Consider the following 19,618-nt stretch of genomic DNA (forward strand, 5'->3'; position numbering starts at 1 on the left):
ACATCTCGATGGATGTCGAGCTGATCGCGCCGATCGCGATGGATGAAGGCCTGCGCTTCGCGATCCGCGAAGGTGGCCGCACCGTCGGCGCCGGCGTCGTCGCGTCCATCATTAAGTAAACAAGGGTATCCATTGCGGCGGCACCTAGGTATCGGAGCCGCCGCTATCCTTCCCCGGACTGGGCCAAGATTGGCCGACGGCGGGGATGACAGAGGGTGAAGGCATGGAAAGCCAGAACATTCGCATCCGCCTGAAGGCGTTTGATCACCGGGTCCTCGATCAGTCGACCAAGGAGATCTGCAACACCGCCAAGCGGACCGGCGCGGAAGTCCGGGGACCGATCCCCCTTCCGACCCGCATCGAGAAGTTCACGGTGCTGCGCTCGCCGCACATCGATAAGAAGAGCCGTGAACAGTTCGAAGTTCGCACGCATAAGCGCGTGCTGGATATTGTCGACCCGACCCCGCAGACCGTGGACGCGCTGATGAAGCTCGACCTGGCCGCCGGTGTCGATGTCGAGATTAAGCTCTAATCGCGGGGGACGGATCTATGCGAACCGGCGTTATCGCGAAAAAACTGGGCATGACCCGCGTCTGGACGGACGACGGTGTTCATGTGCCGGTCACCGTGTTGCAGATGGACGGCCTTCAGGTGACGGCCGTGCGGACGGACGAGACCGACGGCTACACGGCCGTACAGCTCGGCCTGGGCAAGCGGAAAGTGAAGCACACGAGCAAGGCCATGCGCGGCCACTTCGCCAAGGCGAGCGTGGAACCGAAGCGCAAGCTGGCCGAATTCCGCGTCTCGGCGGACGGTCTGCTCAATCCGGGTGACGAACTGCAGGCGGACCACTTCGTGGCCGGCCAGTATGTCGACGCCACGGGCATCAGCATCGGTAAGGGCTTTGCCGGCGCGATGAAGCGGCACAACTTCGGCGGTCTGCGGGCCAGCCATGGTGTGTCGATCTCGCACCGCGCGCACGGCTCCACCGGTCAGTGTCAGGACCCGGGTAAGGTGTTCAAGGGCAAGAAAATGGCCGGTCATATGGGCGCGTCCCAGGTGACGAAGCAGAATCTGGAAGTCGTGTTGACCGATGTCGATCGCGGCCTGGTTCTGGTGAAAGGCGCCATTCCGGGTGCGAAGAACGGTTGGGTCCTGCTGAAGGACGCGGTGAAGAAGGTTGCGCCGGAAGGCCTGCCTTTCCCGGGTTCGATCAAGGCCGCCGTTGCTGACGCGCCTGCCGAAATTCCGGCTGAAACCCCGGCGGAAGCGGCTCCCGAAGCCGTGACCGACGGCGAATAATCCGGCGATGCGTAGAAGGTGAAGACAATGAAAACTACGATCCTCACGCTCGATAACAAGGCCGCCGGCGACATCGATCTTTCCGACGATGTTTTCGGCCTCGAGCCGCGCAAGGATATCCTGGCGCGCATGGTCAATTACCAGCTGGCAAAGCGCCGCGCGGGCACCCACAAGGTGAAAAACCGTGCAGAGGTTGCCGGCAACAGCCAGAAGATTTACAAGCAGAAAGGCACCGGTCGCGCCCGTCAGGGTAACGGCAAGGCCCCGCATTTCCGCGGTGGTGGACGTGCCTTCGGCCCGACGCCGCGTGACCATGCTCACGATCTGCCGAAAAAGGTCCGTCGTCTGGCGCTGAAAATGGCGCTGTCCGCGAAGGCGGCCGACGGCAAGCTGATCATCCTGGATGATGCGGTTGCCGCCGAACCGAAAACCAAAGCCGTGAAGGCGCAGTTCCTGGGTCTCGGCCTGAACAGCGCGCTGATCGTCGGCGGTGCGGAAGTCGATCGCAACTTCGCGCTGGCGGCTCGCAACATCGCCCAAATCGATGTCCTGCCGATCCAGGGCGCGAACGTTTACGACATCCTGCGCCGCGACACCTTGGTCCTGACCAAGGCGGCCGTCGAAGGTCTGGAGGCCCGGTTGAAATGAGCTGGAAATTTCTGAATAAGTCGACGCCGAGCCTGGAGCGTATGTATCGCGTTATCGTCGCCCCGGTTATCACCGAAAAGGCGACGCTGGCCGGCGAACACGGCGCGGTGGTCTTCAAGGTCGCGAAAGACGCGACCAAGCCGGAGATCAAGGCGGCGGTTGAGCAGATCTTCGACGTGAAGGTGAAAGCCGTGAACACGTCGGTGGTTAAGGGCAAGACCAAGCGTTTCCGGGGCCGTCTGGGCGTTCGGAACGATTGGAAAAAGGCGGTCGTAAGTCTTGAAGAAGGGCATTCGATCGACGTCGGTTCGGGCATTTGACCTGAACGCCGACGGATAGAGATCGAGAAGGAGTTAAGCCATGGCGCTTAAGAGCTACAAGCCGATCACCCCGGGCCAGCGCGGCCTGGTGCTGGTCGACCGCTCCGACCTGCATAAGGGCGAGCCGGTAAAGGCACTCACGGAAGGCCTGACCAAGAAGGGTGGCCGCAACAATACGGGCCGCATCACCCAACGCCGTCGTGGCGGCGGGGCGAAGCGCCGCTATCGCGTCGTCGATTTCAAACGCGCGAAGTGGGACGTGTCCGCGACCGTCGAACGTCTGGAATATGACCCGAACCGCACCGCGTTCATCGCGCTGATAACCTATGACGACGGCGAGCAGGCCTATATCCTGGCCCCGCAGCGTCTGAAGGCCGGCGACAAGGTTATCGCGGGCAAGAAGGTCGACGTGAAGCCGGGCAACAGCATGCCGATGGCGAACATGCCGATCGGTACCATCATCCACAATGTGGAGATGAAGCCGGGCAAGGGCGGTCAGATCGCCCGTTCCGCCGGGACCTACGCCCAACTGGTCGGTCGTGACCAGGGCTATGCCCAGCTGAAACTGTCTTCCGGTGAACTGCGTGTCGTCCGCGCGGAATGCGTCGCCACTGTCGGCGCCGTGTCCAACCCGGACCAGCAGAACATCAACCTGGGTAAGGCCGGTCGCAACCGCCACCTGGGTCGCCGCCCGTCGGTGCGCGGCGTGGTCATGAACCCGGTCGATCACCCGCATGGCGGTGGTGAAGGCCGGACCTCCGGCGGTCGCCATCCGGTGTCCCCGTGGGGCAAGCCGACCAAGGGCAAGCGCACCCGTTCCAACAAGTCGACGGACAAGTACATTATCCGCCGTCGCCACGCGAAGAAGTAAGGGTTAGAGACCATGGCACGCTCGGTATGGAAAGGCCCCTTCGTGGAGCTGAGCCTTCTGAAGAAGGCGGACAAAACCCGCGAATCCGGTCGCAAGGAGGTGATCAAGACTTGGTCCCGCCGTTCGACCATCCTGCCGCAATTCGTCGGACTGACGTTCGGCGTTCACAATGGTCAGAAGTTCGTGCCCGTCATGGTCAACGAACAGATGATCGGCCACAAGTTCGGCGAATTCGCGCCGTCGCGCACCTATTACGGTCACGCGGCCGATAAGAAGGCGAAGAGGAAGTAATCGATGGGCAAGGCGGCAAGAGAACGCACCCTGGCCGACACGGAAGCCCGCTCGGTCGTGAACGCGATCCGGGTCAGCCCGCAAAAGCTGAACCTGGTTGCGATGATGATCCGCGGCAAGGATGTCGGCGCGGCGCTGAACGATCTGGCTTTCAGCCGTCGTCGGATTTCCGACACGGTCAAGAAGGCGCTGGAATCGGCGGTGGCGAACGCGGAAAACAACCATCAGCTGGACGTTGACCGGCTGTATGTGAAGGAAGCTTACGTCGGTAAGGCCTTCGTGATGAAGCGGTTCCGTCCGCGCGCCCGTGGCCGCGTCGGTAAAATCCAGAAACCGTTCTCGAACCTGACCATCGTCGTTCGCGAGCGCGAGGAGATCGAATAATGGGTCAGAAAATCAATCCGATCGGCCTGCGCGTCGGGATCAACCGGACCTGGGATTCCCGCTGGTACGCCGGTAAGAACTATGCCGACCTCCTGCATAAGGACGTCGCCATGCGCGAATACCTGCAGGACAAGCTGAAGGCGGCGGGTGTGTCCCGTGTCGTCATTGAGCGTCCGGCCGGCCGCGCCCGCGTCACCATTCACACCGCCCGTCCGGGTGTCGTGATCGGTCGCAAGGGTCAGGATATCGAGAAGCTGCGCCGCGATTTGTCGACGCGTTTCGGTGGCGACGTCGCCCTGAACATCGTCGAAATCCGCAAGCCGGAACTGGATGCGAAGCTGGTGGCCGAAAACATCGCCCAGCAGTTGGAGCGCCGCGTTGCGTTCCGTCGCGCCATGAAGCGTGCGGTTCAGAACGCCATGCGCATGGGCGCCGAAGGCATCCGCATCAACTGCGGCGGCCGTCTGGGCGGCGCGGAAATCGCGCGGACCGAATGGTACCGTGAAGGTCGCGTTCCGCTGCACACGCTGCGTGCGGATATCGACTACGGCACCGCTGAAGCGGCGACGACCTACGGCATCTGCGGCGTGAAGGTCTGGATCTTCAAAGGCGAGATCATGGCCCACGACCCCTATGCCCAGGACAAGCGCCTGGCGGATCAACAGGGCAGCGCCACGTCTAGCGGCAACAACCGCTAAGTCACGCGACGCCCGATAGGTATGGAACTAGGATAGGCGGCAACTGCGCCGCCGATCGTAAGAGACGGATTTAAGACGATGCTGTCACCGAAGCGCACGAAATTCCGCAAACAGCACAAGGGCCGGATCCATGGCAACGCCAAGGGCGGTACCTCGCTGAATTTCGGTTCTATCGGCCTGAAGGCGATGGAACCGGGCCGCATCACCGCGCGCCAGATCGAAGCGGCCCGTCGCGCCTTGGTGCGTCGGATCCGCCGTCAGGGCAAGGTGTGGATCCGGGTTTTCCCGGATGTGCCGGTCTCCCAAAAGCCCGCCGAAGTGCGTATGGGTAAGGGTAAGGGGACGCCTGAATACTGGGCGGCCCGCGTGAAACCCGGCCGTATCATGTTCGAAATGGACGGTGTGCCGAACGAATTGGCTGCCGAAGCCTTCGAACTTGCCGCGGCCAAGATGCCGATCAAGTGCAAGATCGTCACCCGCATTGGTGCGTAAGGAAGCGAAACCATGACTAAGATCGCCGATCTGCGTCCGAAGACGGACGACGAATTGAAAGATCAGCTCACCGAGCTGCAGAAAGAACAGTTCAACCTGCGTTTCCAGGCGGCTTCCGGCCAGCTGGAAAATAGCGCGCGGGTTCGTACGGTGCGCCGCGATATCGCGCGTATCAAGACGCTGTTGAACGATCGTCGGCGCGCCGCGCCGTCGGCCCAGGCCTGAAGCCGGGCATAACGGAGGTTCGGATAAATGCCGAAACGCATTCTTCAGGGGACGGTAGTCTCCAGCGCAGCCGAAAAAACGGTTGTGGTTAAGGTCGAACGTCGGGTAAAACACCCCGTTTTTGGCAAGTTCGTTCGCCTGTCCAAAAAGTTCATGGCGCACGACGAGAATAACACGGCGCAAGTTGGCGACGTGGTCCGCATCCGCGAATGCCGTCCGATTTCCAAGCGTAAGACTTGGGAATTGGTGACGGGCGCGGACGCTTGACGTCGTTTCAACTCTGATCGGGAGTAGGTGCAATGATTCAGATGCAAACCACCCTCGATGTAGCGGACAATTCCGGTGCCCGGAAAGTCCAGTGCATCAAGGTTCTTGGCGGTTCTAAACGCCGCTTCGCTTCTGTCGGCGACGTCATCGTCGTTTCCGTAAAAGAAGCCATTCCGCGCGGTCGTGTGAAAAAGGGTGCGGTTCACCGTGCCGTTATCGTGCGTACGGCGAAGGAAATCGCCCGTCCGGATGGGTCGACGATTAAGTTCGACACCAACGCGGCGGTGCTGATCAACAAATCGAAAGATCCGATCGGTACCCGTATTTTCGGCCCGGTCGTTCGTGAACTGCGTGCGAAGTCGTTCATGAAGATCGTTTCGCTGGCGCCGGAGGTCATCTGATATGGCTGCGAAGATCAAAAAGGGCGACACCGTCGTTGTTCTGACGGGCCGTGACAAAGGCAAGGAAGGCGAAGTTCTGAAGGTTCTGCCGAGCGAAGGCCGGGCGATCGTTCAGGGCATCAACGTGGCCAAGCGCCACACCCGCCCGAGCCAGATGTCCCAAGGCGGCATCGTCGATAAGGAATTGGGTATCAATCTGTCGAACATCGCGATCAAGGATCCGAAGTCCGGCGAGGCGACCCGTGTTGGGTTCAAGACCCTGGAAGATGGCCGTAAGGTGCGTGTCGCCAAACGGTCCGGTGAAATCATCGACGCCTAAGTTGGGCGACGATCATTAAGAAGGTAAGGGATACGAGCGATGGCTGAAGATCGTTACGTCCCGCGGCTGAAGCAGCTTTACGACGAAAAAGTCAAAGCTGATATGCTGAAGGAATTCGGTTATTCGAATTCCCATCAGGTGCCGCGGCTGGACAAGATCGTCATCAACATGGGTGTCGGCGAAGCGGTCAACGACCGCAAAAAGCTCACCAATGCGATGGCGGAACTTGCCAAAATCACTGGGCAAAAGCCCGTCGCCACCAAAGCGAAGAAGTCGGTTGCCGGCTTCAAAATCCGCGACGGTATGGCGATCGGCTGCAAGGTGACCCTGCGCCGTGAGCGTATGTGGGAATTCCTGGATCGCCTGATCAACATCGCGCTGCCGCGCGTCCGCGACTTCCGCGGCGTGCCGGGCAAGAGCTTCGACGGCAGCGGCAACTACGCCATGGGCCTCAAGGAACAGATCGTCTTCCCGGAAATCGATTTCGACCAAGTCGACGAAACCCGGGGCATGGACATCGTGATCTGCACCACGGCGAACTCGAATGAGGAGGCCAAAAGCCTGCTCACGAAGTTCAACATGCCGTTCGTGGCTTAAGGCGGGGGATAGACGATATGGCTAAGAAAAGCGCCGTTGAAAAGAACAACCGCCGTCGTGGGCTGTCGCAGCGCTACGCTAAGAAGCGTGCCGCGCTGAAGGCGCTGATCCACGATCGCGAATTGCCGCCGGAAGATCGGTTCCAGGCCGTCATCAAGCTTGACGCCCTGCCGAAGAATGCCAGCCCGATCCGTGTTCGCAACCGTTGCGAAATCACGGGCCGCCCGCGCGCGTTCTACCGCAAATTCCGTATTTCCCGTATCGCGCTGCGCGACATGGCCGCTCTCGGCCACGTCCCCGGTGTGGTCAAGTCGAGCTGGTAAGGAGGATCTATCATGTCGATGAGTGATCCGCTCGGCGATATGCTGACCCGCATCCGGAACGGTCAACACGCCCGCAAGGCCGTGGTTCCTGTTCCGGCATCCAAGCTGCGTCAACGCGTCCTGGACGTGCTGCAGCGCGAAGGGTTCATCCGTGGTTACTCCGAGGCGGAAGTCCGCCCGGGCATCCGCGAGCTGTCGGTCGAACTGAAGTATAATGACGGCGAGCCCGTCATTAAGGAAATGGCGCGCGTGTCCAAGCCGGGCCGCCGCGTCTATTCGAAAATTAAGGATCTGCCCCGTTTCTATAACGGTCTTGGCATTCAGATTCTCTCCACCCCGCGTGGTGTGATGTCTGACGCCGAAGCCCGTGAAGCGAATGTCGGCGGCGAGATCCTGTGCCGCGTCTTCTAAGAGGGAGGTAGGATCATGTCACGTATCGGTGTCAATCCGGTTGCCATCCCCAGCGGTGTCGAGGTCACTCTGGCCGACGGCGTGGTGAAGGCAAAAGGCAAGAAGGGCGAACAGTTCGTCACGGTTCTGGACGGCGTCGAAGTCAAGATCGAAGACGGTAAGGTTACCGTCGTTCCGGTCGCGACGACGAAGCGTGCCCGTCAGGCCTGGGGCACGACCCGCGCGTTGATCGCGAATGCGGTGACGGGGGCCAATGAAGGCTTCGTCCGCCGCCTGGAAGTCAACGGTGTCGGCTATCGTGCGCAGGTCCAGGGCTCGACCCTGAAGCTGTCGCTCGGTTTCAGCCACGACATCAACTACCCGATCCCGTCGGACCTGACGATCGCGGTGGAAGGTGATCGTAACAACGTCATCGCGATTTCCGGCGCCTCCAAGCAGCGCGTCGGCCAAATCGCCAGCGAGATCCGCGCTTTCCGTCCGCCGGAGCCTTACAAGGGCAAGGGTGTGAAATATGCGGAGGAAACCATCCTCCGTAAGGAAGGCAAGAAGAAGTAAGGAACCGGAAAATGCTCAACGCGAAAGAACTTTTCGAGCGTCGCAAAGAGCGGACCCGGTTCCGGGTTCGCAAACTGGCGAAGGGTCGTCCGCGTCTGTCGGTCTTCCGTTCGTCCAAGCAGATCTATGCGCAGATCATCGACGATGGTGCGGGCGTTACGCTCGCCGCTGCGTCCTCGGTCGACAAGGATCTGAAGGGCAAGCTGAAGACCGGTGCAACGGTCGACGCCGCCGTCGAAGTCGGCAAATTGCTGGCGGAGCGTGCGAAGAAGGCCGGTGTCGAAGAAGTCGTCTTCGACCGTGGCGGTTACAAATTTCATGGTCGGGTCAAGGCGCTGGCGGATGCCGCGCGTGAATCCGGCCTGACGTTCTAAGTCGGGAGCCGCGAAAATGGCACGAGGACCCAAGGAAGATCGGGGCGGTCGCAATCGCGATCGCGATCGTGATAACCGGGAAAGCAACGAACCGGAACTGACCGAAAAGCTCGTCGCGATCAATCGCGTCGCGAAGGTCGTGAAGGGTGGCCGTCGCTTCGGCTTCGCCGCCCTGGTCGTGGTCGGTGACGGCCGTGGCCGCGTCGGCTTCGGTTCGGGCAAGGCCCGTGAAGTTCCTGAAGCGATCCGCAAGGCGACGGACCAGGCTCGCAAGACCATGGTTCGGGTTCCGCTGCGTGAAGGTCGTACCCTGCACCACGACACCAAAGGTCATTTCGGTGCCGGTCACGTTATGATGCGCGCCGCCCCTCCGGGCACGGGCATCATCGCGGGCGGTCCGACGCGTGCGGTGTTCGAAGCGCTGGGCGTTCAGGACGTTGTCGCGAAGTCGGTTGGCACGTCCAACCCGTACAACATGATCAAGGCCGCGTTCGACGGTCTGACCAACAGCCAGTCGCCGCGCATGGTCGCGTCGCGCCGTGGCCTGAAGGTCGCCGATCTCGTTGGCCGTCGCACCGACGGCGTCGATGACAGCGCGCAGGAGGCCGTGAGCAATGGCTGATACGAAGACCGTGACGGTACGGCAGACCGGTTCGCCGATCCGCCGTCCTAAGGAGCAGCGCGACACCCTGATCGGGCTGGGCCTTAACAAGATGGGCCGTGTCCGCACGCTGGAAGATACTCCGGCGGTGCGCGGCATGATCCGCAAGGTCCACCACATGGTGGAAATCGTCGAGGAGTCGAAGTAATCCGGCCCGTGCCGGTCTTCGCCTCCCGCAAGCGTACCAAGGATGAGTGTTATGAAACTCAACGAAATCTCCGATAACGACGGTGCCCACAAGGACCGTATGCGTGTCGGTCGCGGCGCCGGGTCCGGCAAGGGCAAGACGGCCGGCCGTGGTGTGAAAGGTCAGAAGTCCCGCACCGGGGTTTCGATCAACGGCTTCGAAGGCGGTCAGATGCCGCTGTATCGTCGCCTGCCGAAGCGCGGGTTCAACAACCCGACGGCGTCTGATTTCTCCGAGGTCAACCTCGGGCGGGTTCAGAAGGCGATCGATGCCGGTAAGCTGGATGCGAAGGCCACCGTCGACGGGGCCGCTCTGGTCGCCGCCGGTGTGATCTCCAAGGTCAAGGACGGCGTTCGCCTGCTGGCGAAAGGCGACCTGACCGCGAAGGTTTCCTTCGATGTTGCCGGTGCCTCCGCGTCCGCTGTTGCGGCCGTTGAAAAGGCCGGTGGTTCGGTCACCCTTCCGGCGCCGGTTGCGCCGCTGAAGGAAGGCAAGCGCGTCGCCCGCCGCAAGGAAGCGGCCGAGAAGCGCGCTGCCCGCCTGGCCGGAGAGTAATCGCGTTTCGACCTGTTCGGGTCGGGTGATTGGTGCGCGGGTAGGGGGCAGGCGACAATTCGTCCTGTAACCTCTCCCGCGCGCTTCCTATATAAGACATGCCGTCGGCAAGACGGGATCGTAATGGGGACCGGTCAGGCCGGGCGATAAACGCCTTACCGCACCGGAAAGAGGACAAACGGACCATGGCTTCAGCCGCGGAACAACTGGCAGCGAATTTCAATTTCGGCTCCATCGCCAAGGCGACAGAACTGAAGCAAAGGCTCTGGTTCACCCTGGGTGCGCTGGTCGTCTACCGGATCGGGACCTACATCCCGCTGCCGGGTATCGATCCGACGATCCTTTCCGACATTTTCGATCAACAGCGCGGCGGTGTCCTGGACATGGTCAACGCCTTCGCCGGCGGCGCCATCGGGCGCATGGCGATTTTCGCGCTGAACATCATGCCGTACATTTCCGCCTCCATCATCATGCAGCTTCTGACCGCGGTCTTCCCGACCCTGGAAGCGCTGAAGAAGGAAGGCGAATCCGGCCGTAAGAAGATCAACCAATATACGCGCTACCTGACGGTCGTTTTGGCCGCTGTTCAGGGCTACGGCATCGCGGTCGGCCTGGAAGGGCTGAATACCTCCGCCGGGGCCAGCGCGGTGATCGATCCGGGCTGGTATTTCCGGGCCTCCGCGGTGGTGACGCTTGTGGGCGGCACGGTTTTCCTGATGTGGCTGGGCGAACAGATCACGCAGCGTGGCGTCGGCAACGGTATTTCGCTGATTATTTTCGCCGGTATCGTCGCGGAATTCCCGGCGGCGCTCGCCTCCACCTTCGAGCTTGGCCGGTCCGGTCAGCTGTCGACCCCGCTGCTGCTGGGTTTCCTGATCCTGGCGGTCGGCGTCATCGTCGGTATCGTCTTCATGGAACGCGCACAGCGCCGAATCCTGATCCAATATCCGAAAAGGCAAGTCGGCAATAAGATGTTCGGTGGGGACAGTTCCCATCTACCGCTTAAGATCAACACAGCCGGTGTGATCCCGCCGATTTTCGCCAGCTCCATCCTGCTGATGCCTCTGACGGTCGCGAATTTCTCCGGCCCGGGCGGCGCGGATGGCGGTCTGCTGGCGCAGATTTCCTCCTATCTCGGCCGTGGGCAGCCTCTCTACATGGCGCTCTATGTCGGGATGATCGTGTTCTTCGCGTTCTTCTACACCTCGGTCGTCTTCAATCCGCAGGATACGGCGGACAACCTGAAACGGAATGGCGGCTTCGTGCCGGGTATCCGTCCGGGGAAGAATACCGCGGATTATCTCGACTATGTCTTGACCCGCTTGACGGTCGTCGGTGCGGCTTACCTGTCGGTGGTTTGCATGTTGCCGGAATTGTTGATCAGCCAGTTTGCCGTGCCGTTCTATCTGGGCGGTACGACCCTGCTGATCGTGGTAACGGTCACGATGGACACGGTCACGCAGATTCAGAGCCATCTGATCGCGCATCAGTATGAAGGGCTGATCAAGAAGTCAAAACTGCGGGGGAAAAAACGATGAACATCATTCTGCTGGGCCCGCCGGGCGCAGGGAAGGGGACGCAAGCCAAGCGGTTGGAAGACAGTCGCGGCCTTATCCAGCTTTCGACCGGCGACATGCTGCGCGCCGAAGTGCAGAGCGGCAGCGAACTCGGCAAGACGGCGAAGGCCGTCATGGATGCCGGGCAACTGGTCACCGACGAATTGGTCATCGGCATTATTTCTTCCCGGATCTCGCAGCCGGATTGCGCCAAGGGGTTCATTCTTGACGGTTTCCCGCGCACGGTCGCCCAGGCGGAAGCCTTGGATGCGATGCTGGCGGAAAAGGGCATGCAGCTCGGCGCGGTGATCGAAATGGCCGTCGACGACGCGGCCCTGACGGAACGCATTACCGGGCGCTATACCTGCGCCAAATGCGGCCAGGGCTATCACGATACGTTCCAGAAGCCCGCGAAAGAGGGCGTCTGCGACAAATGCGGCAGCACGGAATTCAAGCGCCGGGCTGACGACAATGCCGAAACCGTCACTGCACGGCTGGAGGCCTACCACGCCCAAACCGCGCCGATCCTGCCTTACTATAAGGACAAGGGGATGCTGAAAGCGGTCGACGGCATGGCGGATATCGACGAGGTGACGCGTCAGATCGAGGCGATTTTGGGCTAACAGCCCGAATTCGCACGGTGTTTCGCGACAGGCGGCATGGTCTCGCGGAAAATTCGAGAAATCTCGGCTTTTCTGCTTGCTGTGACGTTGACAACCGGGCGCATTTCCCTATACTCCGCGCGCTTCGCCGGGCGGAAATGACGGAAGCGCTTGATAAATAAGCGACTTCGCCCCCAACACGCGGGGCGAGGCCGAAAAACGGACCGGATTGGTCGGGCATACTGGAAATCGATAGGGTTTCCGCCGCTCGCCGACAGGTTCGATCGAGATGGAATGATGGACGGGGACGTCGTAGGCGTCTCCTAAACACGTTTGAAGGAGTACGCGACGTGGCACGTATCGCGGGCGTTAACATTCCGACCAACAAGCGGGTGCTGGTCGCGCTGACCTACATCACGGGTATCGGGCGCACCACTTCCGAAGGTATTCTTGCCAAGTGCAATGTCGATCCGACGCGTCGGGTCAACGAGCTGGGCGAAGACGAACTCGCGCGCATTCGTGAAGTCATCGACCGCGATCATGTGGTTGAAGGCGACCTGCGCCGTGAAGTGGCGATGAACATCAAGCGTCTGATGGACCTGGGTTGCTATCGCGGCCTGCGTCATCGTAAGGGCCTGCCGGTCCGCGGTCAGCGCACGCACACCAACGCACGTACCCGCAAGGGTCCGGCGAAGGCGATCGCCGGTAAGAAGAAATAATTCTTGATCGGCATTTGCCGGTCGGCGCGGGCAGGTCGGCCCGTGCGCAGTGAAGGACGGAAGAAATATGGCTAAGGCTCCGGTTCGTAAGCGCAAGGAACGGAAGAATATCGCGTCGGGTATCGCCCACGTGAACTCCACGTTCAACAACACGATGATCACCATCACCGACGTCCAGGGGAATGCGATTTCCTGGTCCTCCGCCGGTTCCAAGGGTTTCAAGGGCAGCCGGAAATCGACGCCCTTCGCTGCCCAGATGGCCGCGGAAGAAGCCGGTCAGAAGGCGCAGGAACACGGCGTTAAGACCCTGGAAGTGAACGTCAAGGGTCCGGGTTCGGGACGTGAATCGGCCCTGCGTGCGTTGCAGTCGGTCGGCTTCCAGATCACGGCCATCCGTGACGTGACGCCGATCCCGCACAACGGCTGCCGTCCGCGCAAGCGCCGTCGGGTCTAACAGACCGATATTTGGCGCCCGCCTTTTACGACGGGCGCATGCGAGACCCGGGGTCCGGTCCATATTCGATCGGACCGTTCCGGGTCTAAAGCTTACCTAAAGCGATGAGGCTGGAACCGAAATGAGTGATATTGCCGCGAACGCCCAAAAGAACTGGCAAGCGCTGATTAAGCCGAAGAAGCTGGAAGTGACCGCCGGCTACGATGCGCGTCGCATTGCGACCGTCGTCGCCGAGCCGCTGGAACGCGGATTCGGTCTGACGCTCGGCAACGCGCTGCGTCGGGTTCTGTTGAGCTCCCTCCAGGGTGCGGCGGTGACCTCGATCCAGATCGACGGCGTGCTGCATGAATTTTCGTCCATTGCGGGCGTGCGTGAAGACGTGACGGACATCGTCCTGAACGTGAAGGCCCTGGCCCTGCGCATGCACGGCGAAGGCCCAAAGAAAATGCGCCTGTTCTGCGAAGGCCCGTGTGAAGCGACCGCCGGCATGATCGAAACCGGTCATGACATCGAAGTCATGAACCCGGACCTCGTGCTCTGCACGCTCGACAGCGGCGCCAAGCTGAACATCGAATTCACCGTCGACAACGGGATGGGCTATGTTCCGGCGACCCAGAACCGCCCGGAAGATGCGCCGATCGGCCTGATCCCGGTCGATTCTGTGTTCAGCCCGGTCCGTAAGGTCTCCTACAAGGTGGAAAACACCCGCGTCGGTCAGGTCACGGACTATGACAAGCTGTCCATGAGCCTGGAAACCAACGGTGCGGTGACCCCGGAAGACGCCGTGGCGCTCGCCGCCCGCGTCCTGCAGGATCAGCTCCAGATCTTCATCAACTTCGAAGAGCCGGAAGTCCGCACCGAAGAAGACCGTCCGTCGGAACTGCCGTTCAACAAGAACCTGCTGCGCAAGGTGGACGAACTGGAACTGTCCGTCCGCTCCGCGAACTGCCTGAAGAACGACAACATCGTCTATATCGGCGATCTGGTTCAGAAGACGGAATCCGAAATGCTGCGCACGCCGAACTTCGGCCGCAAGTCCCTGAACGAGATCAAGGAAGTTCTCGGTCACATGGGCCTGTCGCTCGGCATGGAAATTGCCAATTGGCCGCCTGAGAATATCGAAGACCTGGCCAAGAAGCTGGAAGAGCCGTTTTAAGGAACGGTTCTCCGCGAGAGTAAACGCGTACCGTCCCCCGTCGGCTGTAGCCTAGAGCGACCGGCGGAGACGCGACCCGAAACCACCCCCCGGTACAGAAACCGGGCAGTACTATAGAAAGGACGCAGATTATGCGGCATCTTAAGCAAGGGCGTAAGCTCAACCGTACGGCCGAACACCGCAAGGCGATGTTCGCCAACATGGCCAACGCGCTGATCAAGCACGAGCAGATCGTGACGACCCTGCCGAAGGCGAAAGAACTGAAGCGCGTCGCCGACAAGCTGATCACCATGGGCAAGAAGGGCGGCCTGCACCGTCGCCGTCAGGCTCATTCGCAGCTGCGCGACGACGCCATGGTGTCCAAGCTGTTCGACGTTCTGGGCCCGCGTTACGAAACCCGCCCGGGCGGTTATACCCGCGTTCTGAAGGCCGGTTTCCGCTATGGCGACAGCGCGCCGATGGCCGTCATCGAACTGGTCGACCGCGACGAAAGCGCGAAGGGCCAGGACAGCGGCCCGACCCAAGAGGTCGAGGCGGCGGACGAGGAATAAGATCCTCTTCCGACAGGAATTAAGAAAGGGCGGCATCTTTCGGATGCCGCCCTTTCCTTTTCGGATCGATACAACGAGTGGGTGGGGAGATCGTATCGATCCTAAGCGGCTGTGGGGGCCGCATAGCGCCCGTGCTCCGACCGGGCCTTACGCCAGATGTCGAGTTCGGGGGAAGAGGTTTCGGACTGCACCCGCTTGGTCACGTCGCGCACGGTGATCGGATAACCGGTTTCGGTGAACAGGCCGATATTGATTTCAAGAAAGCGTTCCGGTCCGGCGAGCACGCAGACGGCGATGCCGTTACCGTTTCGACGTTGCATCGCGCTTTCCAGATCCGGGCCGCAGGTTTCGTCCCAGATATTCCGGAACCCGACATCCTTCATGACCGCGCACAGTTTCATGCCGTCCAGGGAATAACATGCCGGCAGGTTGAGCAGACGGCCCAATGCCTGATTGGCGATCAGGATCATCCCGTCGCGGTCAACGATGGCGAACCCGTCGGGAATGGCATTGAGCGAGATGTCCAGCATTTGGCGATGTTCGTCGAGAAGCTCATGCACGATAAACAACTCGGCACTCCGCGCGGCCATGGCGTCATCATGGGTTTCAGTCAGTTTCGTTGCGGTCGCCATCTGCATGTCCCTCACGGTCGGTCATTTTTCCTGACCTCCTTCTCGCAGAAGCGACGCGATGCCGGTATCCGCATTTGGGGGTGAATTGCGCCTTCCAAATCCGGCTGGCGCTTCCTAGATTGGGGGCATGACTGAAAGACATCCCCTTCTCGCCGCCGTTTCGGCGGTCGTTCTTGTCGCCCTGGGTTTCCTGTGTACCGGATCGGTGCGGGCGGAAACCGTCGCGGTACCCCAATCGGCGGAGCAGGTGCGGCTTAGCTATGCCCCCCTGGTGGAGCAGGTCGCGCCCGCCGTGGTGAATATCTACACCCGCAAGATCGTGGAAACGCGCAGTCCGCTGTTCAACGATCCGTTTTTCCAGAAATTCTTCGGACAACAATTCGGCGGGACGCGTAAACGCGCGGAAACGGCGCTCGGCTCCGGCGTGATCGTTGAAGGTGACGGCATCGTCATCACCAACCATCACGTCATCGCCGATGCGACCGACATCCGCGTCATCCTGCGCGACAAACGGCAATACAATGCCCAGGTCGTCTTGTCCGACGAACGCACCGACCTTGCGATCCTAAAGCTGGAAGATGTGAAGCAAACCCTGCCGACGGTGACATTGGGTAACTCCGACGCCGTACATGTCGGCGATCTGGTGCTCGCTATCGGCAACCCTTTCGGGGTCGGCCAGACGGTGACCAGCGGTATCGTATCCGGGCTGGCGCGGACTCAGGTCGACGTTGCCGACTATCAGTCCTTCATCCAGACCGACGCGGCGATCAATCCCGGCAACTCCGGCGGCGCCCTGGTGGCGATGGATGGGTCGATCATCGGCATCAACACGGCCATCTTTTCCAAATCCGGCGGGTCCCACGGCATCGGATTCGCCATCCCCGTCAATATGGTCCAAGCGGTGTTGAAAAGCGCACTGTCCGGGCAGCCGCTGGTGCGGCCTTGGCTGGGTTTCGACGGCAAGGATGTCGATTGGGACATGGCGATGGCCTTGGGCATGAACGCGCCGCACGGTGTGATCGTGGAACAGGTTCGAGACGGCGGTCCGGCGGATGATGCGGGGCTGGAATCCGGTGACATCATCACCGCGATCGACGATATCATCGTCGACGACGCCCAGAATCTGCGCTTTCGCGCGGCGACAAAAGGTGTCGGCGAACATATCCGCCTGGGCATCCTGCGGGATGGGAGGGAGATGGAAAAGGACCTGATCCTGATCGCCCCACCGGAAGACCCACCGCAGGATCCCGTCGCCATTCGGCGCGATGCTCCGATTGCGGGCGCCCGTTTCGTCAACCTGTCGCCGGCCCTGTGCATGCAGTTGGGCATCCAACCGGAACGGGACGGTGTCATGGTGATCGAACTGCTGCGCAACAGCCCCGCCGCGCGGCTGGGCCTTCAGGTCGGCGATATCCTGGTGTCGATCAGCGGGCGGGAAATCGACCTTACCGAGGATTTGCGGGCGGTCCTGGATAACCCGCCATCGTCCTGGTCCCTGGTGATCAACCGGAACGGCGAGAAACTGTCGGTGCAATTGCGATGAGCAAGGCCCCGGCCTCCGGCATGACTGGCCTGTTCGAAGCGGACGCCCCCCGTCCGCTGGCGGACAGGCTGCGTCCCAAGGCCTTGTCGGAGGTCGTGGGCCAGGATCATCTGATCGGCCCGGAGGGGACCCTGCGCCGTATGCTGGATCAGGGGCGCCTGTCGTCCATGATCCTGTGGGGCGGGCCGGGTTGTGGGAAAACGACGCTGGCCCGGTTGGTGGCGGAACAAAGCGGTCTGGCATTCGAACCCCTGTCGGCCATCTTTTCCGGCGTGGCCGATCTGCGGAAGGTCTTCGAACGGGCCGCATCCCGACGTCAGACCGGCCAGGGCACGTTGCTGTTCGTGGATGAAATCCACCGCTTCAACCGGGCACAGCAGGACGGCTTCCTTCCCTATGTCGAGGACGGCACGGTCATTCTGATCGGTGCGACGACGGAAAATCCCAGTTTCGAGCTGAATGCTGCCTTGTTGTCGCGGTGTCAGGTTTTCGTCCTGAACCGCCTGGACGAGGCCGCGATGTCGTCGATGCTGGAACGTGCGGAGAAGGAAGAGCAGCGCGCCCTGCCCGTCGACGACGAGGCGCGCCGCGCCCTGATCGCCATGGCGGACGGCGACGGGCGTTACCTCCTGAACATGGTGGAGGCCCTGTTCAACCTGGGGACCACCGAAAAGATGACGCCCAAGAAATTGGCGGAGGTGGTACAGCGCCGCCTGCCGGTTTACGACAAGGGTCAGGACAGTCACTACAATCTGATGAGCGCCCTGCACAAATCCCTGCGTGGGTCGGATTGCGACGCCGGTCTTTATTGGCTGGGCCGTATGTTGGAAGGCGGGGAGGACCCGCTCTATATTGCGCGACGATTGGTCCGTTTCGCCTATGAAGACGTTGGGCTGGCCGATCCGGCGGCGGCGCATCAGGCCCTGATGGGCTGGGATACCTATGAACGGCTGGGCAGTCCGGAAGGGGAATTGGCCCTGGCGCAGGTCGTGATCTATCTGGCGACGGCACCGAAATCGAATGCTGCCTATGTCGCCTATAAGGCGGCGCGCCGGACCGCGAAGGAAACCGGTTCGCTGATGCCGCCAAAACATATTCTGAACGCGCCGACGCGGATGATGAAGGATCAGGGCTATGGCAAGGGCTATGCCTATGATCACGACGCCCAGGACGGATTTTCCGGTCAGAACTATTTCCCGGAAACCATGTCGCGGGTGGCGCTGTACCAACCGGTGGAGCGCGGGTTCGAACGGGAAATCCGCAAGCGGTTGGAATACTGGGAGGGATTGCGTCGCAAGCGGCGCATAACAGAAACGGAAGATTGATCCATGGAAGTCGCGCATCTGATCGTTAGCCCGGAGGCATGGCTGGCCCTGGGAACCCTGATCGTCATGGAAGTGGTGCTGGGGATCGACAACCTGGTCTTCATTTCGATCCTGACCAACAAGCTGCCGGAGGACATCCGCCCCAAGGCCCGTATGGTGGGGTTGAGCGGGGCCCTGATCCTGCGGCTCGTCCTCTTGAGTCTGCTGTTCGTCCTTGTCGGGCTGACGACGCCGGTTTTCACCCTGTGGGACCACGGCTTTTCCTGGCGCGATTTGATCCTGCTGGCGGGCGGTTTGTTCCTGGTTTGGAAGGCGACGACGGAAATCCATCACCATGTCGATCCCGATGAGGATGAAGAAGAAGGCACCCCGGTGAAAAAGGGCGCCGGACTGGGTTTCGGAATCGCCATCGTGCAGATTCTGCTGCTCGATCTCGTGTTTTCGGTCGACAGCATCCTGACCGCCGTCGGCATGACGACGCATCTGCCGATCATGTTCGCCGCCGTGATCACGTCCGTCATCCTGATGCTGTTCGCCAGCGGCCCCCTGGCCAATTTCATCAACAAGAATCCGACCGTCGTCATGCTGGCGCTCAGCTTCCTGTTGATGATCGGCATGTTGCTGATCGCGGAAGGCTTCGGTTTCCACGTTCCCAAGGGCTACGTTTATGCCGCCATGGCGTTTTCCGGCCTGGTGGAAGGCCTCAACATGCTGGCGCGGCGGGCGCGGAAGAAACGCGCTCCTTCGACGTAATGACAGGACCTTGCCGTAACCGCCTGTCCGCGCCTATTGTCACCGCGATATGAAGACCTTGCTCGCCATCGCCGCGGGGGGCGCCGTCGGCGCCCTGGCCCGCCATTTCTTCGCCGCGCAGGTGATGCGCTGGATGGGGACCGGATTCCCGTGGGGTATCTTCGCCGCGAACATCCTGGGGTCGTTCCTGATGGGCATCGTGGTGCAGGTCTTCATGCATCTGTCCGAACCGATGCCGTCCCTGCGCGCCTTCATTGCCGTCGGCGTTCTGGGGGCCTTTACCACGTTTTCGACCTATTCATTGGATATCGTATTGTTGATGGAGCGTGGACAATGGGGCCTCGCTCTGGTCTATGCGCTGGCATCGGTCGGCCTTGCGGTCGTCGGTCTGATGGCTGGCATGGCCCTGATGCGGTTGGTTTTCGCCTGATCGGCGTTTTTTAAGG

Annotated in this window: 33 protein-coding genes; 32 read left to right on the top strand and 1 reads right to left on the bottom strand. The window is 61.1% G+C overall.

Features of this window, described 5'->3' with window-relative positions; genetic code table 11:
* The 28 genes from HH303_RS18935 to rplQ form a co-directional block, all read left to right on the top strand.
* A partial coding sequence (locus tag HH303_RS18935) for an EF-Tu C-terminal domain-related protein (RefSeq protein ID WP_455011043.1) occupies nucleotides 1–119 on the top strand: 119 nt, incomplete at its 5' end.
* Between the two features lie 104 nt (nucleotides 120–223).
* The gene (rpsJ, locus tag HH303_RS18940) at nucleotides 224–532 is read left to right on the top strand and encodes a 30S ribosomal protein S10 (protein WP_169626973.1); all 309 of its coding nucleotides are present in this window, start codon (nucleotides 224–226) and stop codon (nucleotides 530–532) included.
* 17 nt (nucleotides 533–549) lie between these two features.
* Entirely contained in the window at nucleotides 550–1,302 is a 753-nt protein-coding gene (gene rplC / locus HH303_RS18945) for a 50S ribosomal protein L3 (protein WP_169626974.1), read from the top strand.
* Nucleotides 1,303–1,329: 27 nt separating this feature from the next.
* Nucleotides 1,330–1,950 (top strand): 50S ribosomal protein L4, encoded by a 621-nt coding sequence (rplD, locus tag HH303_RS18950; protein WP_169626975.1) that lies wholly within the window; start codon nucleotides 1,330–1,332, stop codon nucleotides 1,948–1,950.
* Entirely contained in the window at nucleotides 1,947–2,270 is a 324-nt protein-coding gene (locus tag HH303_RS18955; RefSeq protein ID WP_169626976.1) for a 50S ribosomal protein L23, read from the top strand. The genes rplD and HH303_RS18955 overlap by 4 nt, the downstream gene beginning before the upstream one ends.
* A 40-nt stretch (nucleotides 2,271–2,310) precedes the next feature.
* Entirely contained in the window at nucleotides 2,311–3,141 is an 831-nt protein-coding gene (gene rplB, locus HH303_RS18960) for a 50S ribosomal protein L2 (protein ID WP_169626977.1), read from the top strand.
* 12 nt (nucleotides 3,142–3,153) lie between these two features.
* On the top strand, nucleotides 3,154–3,432 hold the full coding sequence (rpsS, locus tag HH303_RS18965; protein ID WP_169626978.1) for a 30S ribosomal protein S19: 279 nt from the start codon (nucleotides 3,154–3,156) through the stop codon (nucleotides 3,430–3,432).
* A 3-nt stretch (nucleotides 3,433–3,435) separates the two neighbouring features.
* On the top strand, nucleotides 3,436–3,816 hold the full coding sequence (rplV, locus tag HH303_RS18970) for a 50S ribosomal protein L22 (protein ID WP_169626979.1): 381 nt from the start codon (nucleotides 3,436–3,438) through the stop codon (nucleotides 3,814–3,816).
* Complete coding sequence (rpsC, locus tag HH303_RS18975) at nucleotides 3,816–4,514, top strand: 30S ribosomal protein S3 (RefSeq protein ID WP_169626980.1); 699 nt, start codon at nucleotides 3,816–3,818, stop codon at nucleotides 4,512–4,514. Before rplV ends, rpsC begins: the two co-directional genes overlap by 1 nt.
* Nucleotides 4,515–4,592: 78 nt before the next feature.
* Nucleotides 4,593–5,006 carry a 50S ribosomal protein L16 gene (gene rplP, locus HH303_RS18980; protein WP_169626981.1) on the top strand — a complete coding sequence of 138 codons (414 nt, stop codon included), beginning with the start codon at nucleotides 4,593–4,595 and terminating at the stop codon, nucleotides 5,004–5,006.
* 12 nt (nucleotides 5,007–5,018) lie between these two features.
* A complete protein-coding gene (gene rpmC / locus HH303_RS18985; protein WP_169626982.1) occupies nucleotides 5,019–5,231 on the top strand; it encodes a 50S ribosomal protein L29 in 213 nt (70 codons plus the stop codon).
* A 27-nt stretch (nucleotides 5,232–5,258) separates the two neighbouring features.
* Nucleotides 5,259–5,498, top strand: a complete 240-nt coding sequence (gene rpsQ, locus HH303_RS18990) for a 30S ribosomal protein S17 (RefSeq protein WP_169626983.1) — start codon at nucleotides 5,259–5,261, stop codon at nucleotides 5,496–5,498.
* A gap of 32 nt (nucleotides 5,499–5,530) precedes the next feature.
* Nucleotides 5,531–5,899, top strand: coding sequence for a 50S ribosomal protein L14 (rplN, locus tag HH303_RS18995; RefSeq protein ID WP_169626984.1), 369 nt, complete (start codon nucleotides 5,531–5,533; stop codon nucleotides 5,897–5,899).
* Nucleotide 5,900: 1 nt separating this feature from the next.
* Nucleotides 5,901–6,218, top strand: coding sequence for a 50S ribosomal protein L24 (gene rplX, locus HH303_RS19000; RefSeq protein WP_169626985.1), 318 nt, complete (start codon nucleotides 5,901–5,903; stop codon nucleotides 6,216–6,218).
* Nucleotides 6,219–6,257: 39 nt separating this feature from the next.
* Nucleotides 6,258–6,815, top strand: a complete 558-nt coding sequence (rplE, locus tag HH303_RS19005) for a 50S ribosomal protein L5 (RefSeq protein WP_169626986.1) — start codon at nucleotides 6,258–6,260, stop codon at nucleotides 6,813–6,815.
* Nucleotides 6,816–6,832: 17 nt separating this feature from the next.
* Nucleotides 6,833–7,138 (top strand): 30S ribosomal protein S14, encoded by a 306-nt coding sequence (gene rpsN, locus HH303_RS19010; RefSeq protein WP_169626987.1) that lies wholly within the window; start codon nucleotides 6,833–6,835, stop codon nucleotides 7,136–7,138.
* A 12-nt stretch (nucleotides 7,139–7,150) separates the two neighbouring features.
* On the top strand, nucleotides 7,151–7,549 hold the full coding sequence (gene rpsH, locus HH303_RS19015) for a 30S ribosomal protein S8 (protein WP_169626988.1): 399 nt from the start codon (nucleotides 7,151–7,153) through the stop codon (nucleotides 7,547–7,549).
* Between the two features lie 15 nt (nucleotides 7,550–7,564).
* A complete protein-coding gene (gene rplF, locus HH303_RS19020) occupies nucleotides 7,565–8,104 on the top strand; it encodes a 50S ribosomal protein L6 (protein ID WP_169626989.1) in 540 nt (179 codons plus the stop codon).
* Nucleotides 8,105–8,115: 11 nt separating this feature from the next.
* A complete protein-coding gene (gene rplR / locus HH303_RS19025; RefSeq protein WP_169626990.1) occupies nucleotides 8,116–8,478 on the top strand; it encodes a 50S ribosomal protein L18 in 363 nt (120 codons plus the stop codon).
* A 16-nt stretch (nucleotides 8,479–8,494) separates the two neighbouring features.
* Complete coding sequence (rpsE, locus tag HH303_RS19030) at nucleotides 8,495–9,100, top strand: 30S ribosomal protein S5 (protein ID WP_169626991.1); 606 nt, start codon at nucleotides 8,495–8,497, stop codon at nucleotides 9,098–9,100.
* Complete coding sequence (rpmD, locus tag HH303_RS19035) at nucleotides 9,093–9,287, top strand: 50S ribosomal protein L30 (RefSeq protein ID WP_169626992.1); 195 nt, start codon at nucleotides 9,093–9,095, stop codon at nucleotides 9,285–9,287. The genes rpsE and rpmD overlap by 8 nt, the downstream gene beginning before the upstream one ends.
* A gap of 51 nt (nucleotides 9,288–9,338) precedes the next feature.
* Nucleotides 9,339–9,881, top strand: a complete 543-nt coding sequence (gene rplO, locus HH303_RS19040; protein WP_169626993.1) for a 50S ribosomal protein L15 — start codon at nucleotides 9,339–9,341, stop codon at nucleotides 9,879–9,881.
* A 185-nt stretch (nucleotides 9,882–10,066) separates the two neighbouring features.
* Nucleotides 10,067–11,419, top strand: coding sequence for a preprotein translocase subunit SecY (secY, locus tag HH303_RS19045; protein WP_169626994.1), 1,353 nt, complete (start codon nucleotides 10,067–10,069; stop codon nucleotides 11,417–11,419).
* Nucleotides 11,416–12,060 (top strand): adenylate kinase, encoded by a 645-nt coding sequence (locus HH303_RS19050; protein WP_169626995.1) that lies wholly within the window; start codon nucleotides 11,416–11,418, stop codon nucleotides 12,058–12,060. Before secY ends, HH303_RS19050 begins: the two co-directional genes overlap by 4 nt.
* A 329-nt stretch (nucleotides 12,061–12,389) precedes the next feature.
* On the top strand, nucleotides 12,390–12,758 hold the full coding sequence (gene rpsM / locus HH303_RS19055; protein ID WP_169626996.1) for a 30S ribosomal protein S13: 369 nt from the start codon (nucleotides 12,390–12,392) through the stop codon (nucleotides 12,756–12,758).
* 67 nt (nucleotides 12,759–12,825) lie between these two features.
* Nucleotides 12,826–13,212, top strand: a complete 387-nt coding sequence (gene rpsK, locus HH303_RS19060) for a 30S ribosomal protein S11 (RefSeq protein WP_169626997.1) — start codon at nucleotides 12,826–12,828, stop codon at nucleotides 13,210–13,212.
* Nucleotides 13,213–13,333: 121 nt separating this feature from the next.
* On the top strand, nucleotides 13,334–14,368 hold the full coding sequence (locus HH303_RS19065) for a DNA-directed RNA polymerase subunit alpha (RefSeq protein ID WP_169626998.1): 1,035 nt from the start codon (nucleotides 13,334–13,336) through the stop codon (nucleotides 14,366–14,368).
* A 131-nt stretch (nucleotides 14,369–14,499) separates the two neighbouring features.
* Entirely contained in the window at nucleotides 14,500–14,919 is a 420-nt protein-coding gene (gene rplQ / locus HH303_RS19070) for a 50S ribosomal protein L17 (RefSeq protein ID WP_169626999.1), read from the top strand.
* A 101-nt stretch (nucleotides 14,920–15,020) separates the two neighbouring features.
* On the opposite strand, the gene HH303_RS19075 is transcribed toward rplQ, so the two are convergent.
* Nucleotides 15,021–15,551, bottom strand: coding sequence for a PAS-domain containing protein (locus HH303_RS19075; protein ID WP_169627000.1), 531 nt, complete (start codon nucleotides 15,549–15,551; stop codon nucleotides 15,021–15,023).
* A 127-nt stretch (nucleotides 15,552–15,678) separates the two neighbouring features.
* On the opposite strand from HH303_RS19075, the gene HH303_RS19080 reads away from it, so the two are divergent.
* The 4 genes from HH303_RS19080 to crcB are packed head-to-tail and all read left to right on the top strand — an operon-like array spanning nucleotide 15,679 to nucleotide 19,602.
* Entirely contained in the window at nucleotides 15,679–17,094 is a 1,416-nt protein-coding gene (locus HH303_RS19080) for a Do family serine endopeptidase (protein WP_169627001.1), read from the top strand.
* Entirely contained in the window at nucleotides 17,091–18,419 is a 1,329-nt protein-coding gene (locus HH303_RS19085; RefSeq protein ID WP_406611460.1) for a replication-associated recombination protein A, read from the top strand. Before HH303_RS19080 ends, HH303_RS19085 begins: the two co-directional genes overlap by 4 nt.
* Before the next feature lie 3 nt (nucleotides 18,420–18,422).
* Entirely contained in the window at nucleotides 18,423–19,172 is a 750-nt protein-coding gene (locus HH303_RS19090) for a TerC family protein (protein ID WP_169627002.1), read from the top strand.
* Between the two features lie 49 nt (nucleotides 19,173–19,221).
* Nucleotides 19,222–19,602 carry a fluoride efflux transporter CrcB gene (gene crcB, locus HH303_RS19095; protein WP_169627003.1) on the top strand — a complete coding sequence of 127 codons (381 nt, stop codon included), beginning with the start codon at nucleotides 19,222–19,224 and terminating at the stop codon, nucleotides 19,600–19,602.
* The last annotated feature ends 16 nt before the right edge of the window (nucleotides 19,603–19,618 follow it).

The organism is Pacificispira spongiicola, from assembly GCF_012926505.1.
Lineage (GTDB): Bacteria > Pseudomonadota > Alphaproteobacteria > UBA8366 > Aestuariispiraceae > Pacificispira > Pacificispira spongiicola.

Coding starts and splice junctions, on each gene's coding strand:
- rplD (WP_169626975.1), top strand. CDS start 1,330: ATGAAAACTACGATCCTCACGCTCGATAACAAGGCCGCCGGCGACATC.
- rpsN (WP_169626987.1), top strand. CDS start 6,833: ATGGCTAAGAAAAGCGCCGTTGAAAAGAACAACCGCCGTCGTGGGCTG.
- HH303_RS19080 (WP_169627001.1), top strand. CDS start 15,679: ATGACTGAAAGACATCCCCTTCTCGCCGCCGTTTCGGCGGTCGTTCTT.
- HH303_RS19065 (WP_169626998.1), top strand. CDS start 13,334: ATGAGTGATATTGCCGCGAACGCCCAAAAGAACTGGCAAGCGCTGATT.
- rplV (WP_169626979.1), top strand. CDS start 3,436: ATGGGCAAGGCGGCAAGAGAACGCACCCTGGCCGACACGGAAGCCCGC.
- rpmD (WP_169626992.1), top strand. CDS start 9,093: ATGGCTGATACGAAGACCGTGACGGTACGGCAGACCGGTTCGCCGATC.
- rplX (WP_169626985.1), top strand. CDS start 5,901: ATGGCTGCGAAGATCAAAAAGGGCGACACCGTCGTTGTTCTGACGGGC.
- rplQ (WP_169626999.1), top strand. CDS start 14,500: ATGCGGCATCTTAAGCAAGGGCGTAAGCTCAACCGTACGGCCGAACAC.
- rplO (WP_169626993.1), top strand. CDS start 9,339: ATGAAACTCAACGAAATCTCCGATAACGACGGTGCCCACAAGGACCGT.
- rpsJ (WP_169626973.1), top strand. CDS start 224: ATGGAAAGCCAGAACATTCGCATCCGCCTGAAGGCGTTTGATCACCGG.
- rplN (WP_169626984.1), top strand. CDS start 5,531: ATGATTCAGATGCAAACCACCCTCGATGTAGCGGACAATTCCGGTGCC.
- HH303_RS18955 (WP_169626976.1), top strand. CDS start 1,947: ATGAGCTGGAAATTTCTGAATAAGTCGACGCCGAGCCTGGAGCGTATG.
- rplC (WP_169626974.1), top strand. CDS start 550: ATGCGAACCGGCGTTATCGCGAAAAAACTGGGCATGACCCGCGTCTGG.
- HH303_RS19075 (WP_169627000.1), bottom strand. CDS start 15,551: ATGGCGACCGCAACGAAACTGACTGAAACCCATGATGACGCCATGGCC.
- rpmC (WP_169626982.1), top strand. CDS start 5,019: ATGACTAAGATCGCCGATCTGCGTCCGAAGACGGACGACGAATTGAAA.
- HH303_RS19050 (WP_169626995.1), top strand. CDS start 11,416: ATGAACATCATTCTGCTGGGCCCGCCGGGCGCAGGGAAGGGGACGCAA.
- rpsQ (WP_169626983.1), top strand. CDS start 5,259: ATGCCGAAACGCATTCTTCAGGGGACGGTAGTCTCCAGCGCAGCCGAA.
- rpsC (WP_169626980.1), top strand. CDS start 3,816: ATGGGTCAGAAAATCAATCCGATCGGCCTGCGCGTCGGGATCAACCGG.
- rplE (WP_169626986.1), top strand. CDS start 6,258: ATGGCTGAAGATCGTTACGTCCCGCGGCTGAAGCAGCTTTACGACGAA.
- rplB (WP_169626977.1), top strand. CDS start 2,311: ATGGCGCTTAAGAGCTACAAGCCGATCACCCCGGGCCAGCGCGGCCTG.
- rplF (WP_169626989.1), top strand. CDS start 7,565: ATGTCACGTATCGGTGTCAATCCGGTTGCCATCCCCAGCGGTGTCGAG.
- crcB (WP_169627003.1), top strand. CDS start 19,222: ATGAAGACCTTGCTCGCCATCGCCGCGGGGGGCGCCGTCGGCGCCCTG.
- HH303_RS19090 (WP_169627002.1), top strand. CDS start 18,423: ATGGAAGTCGCGCATCTGATCGTTAGCCCGGAGGCATGGCTGGCCCTG.
- secY (WP_169626994.1), top strand. CDS start 10,067: ATGGCTTCAGCCGCGGAACAACTGGCAGCGAATTTCAATTTCGGCTCC.
- rpsS (WP_169626978.1), top strand. CDS start 3,154: ATGGCACGCTCGGTATGGAAAGGCCCCTTCGTGGAGCTGAGCCTTCTG.
- rplR (WP_169626990.1), top strand. CDS start 8,116: ATGCTCAACGCGAAAGAACTTTTCGAGCGTCGCAAAGAGCGGACCCGG.
- rpsH (WP_169626988.1), top strand. CDS start 7,151: ATGTCGATGAGTGATCCGCTCGGCGATATGCTGACCCGCATCCGGAAC.
- rplP (WP_169626981.1), top strand. CDS start 4,593: ATGCTGTCACCGAAGCGCACGAAATTCCGCAAACAGCACAAGGGCCGG.
- rpsE (WP_169626991.1), top strand. CDS start 8,495: ATGGCACGAGGACCCAAGGAAGATCGGGGCGGTCGCAATCGCGATCGC.
- HH303_RS19085 (WP_406611460.1), top strand. CDS start 17,091: ATGAGCAAGGCCCCGGCCTCCGGCATGACTGGCCTGTTCGAAGCGGAC.
- rpsK (WP_169626997.1), top strand. CDS start 12,826: ATGGCTAAGGCTCCGGTTCGTAAGCGCAAGGAACGGAAGAATATCGCG.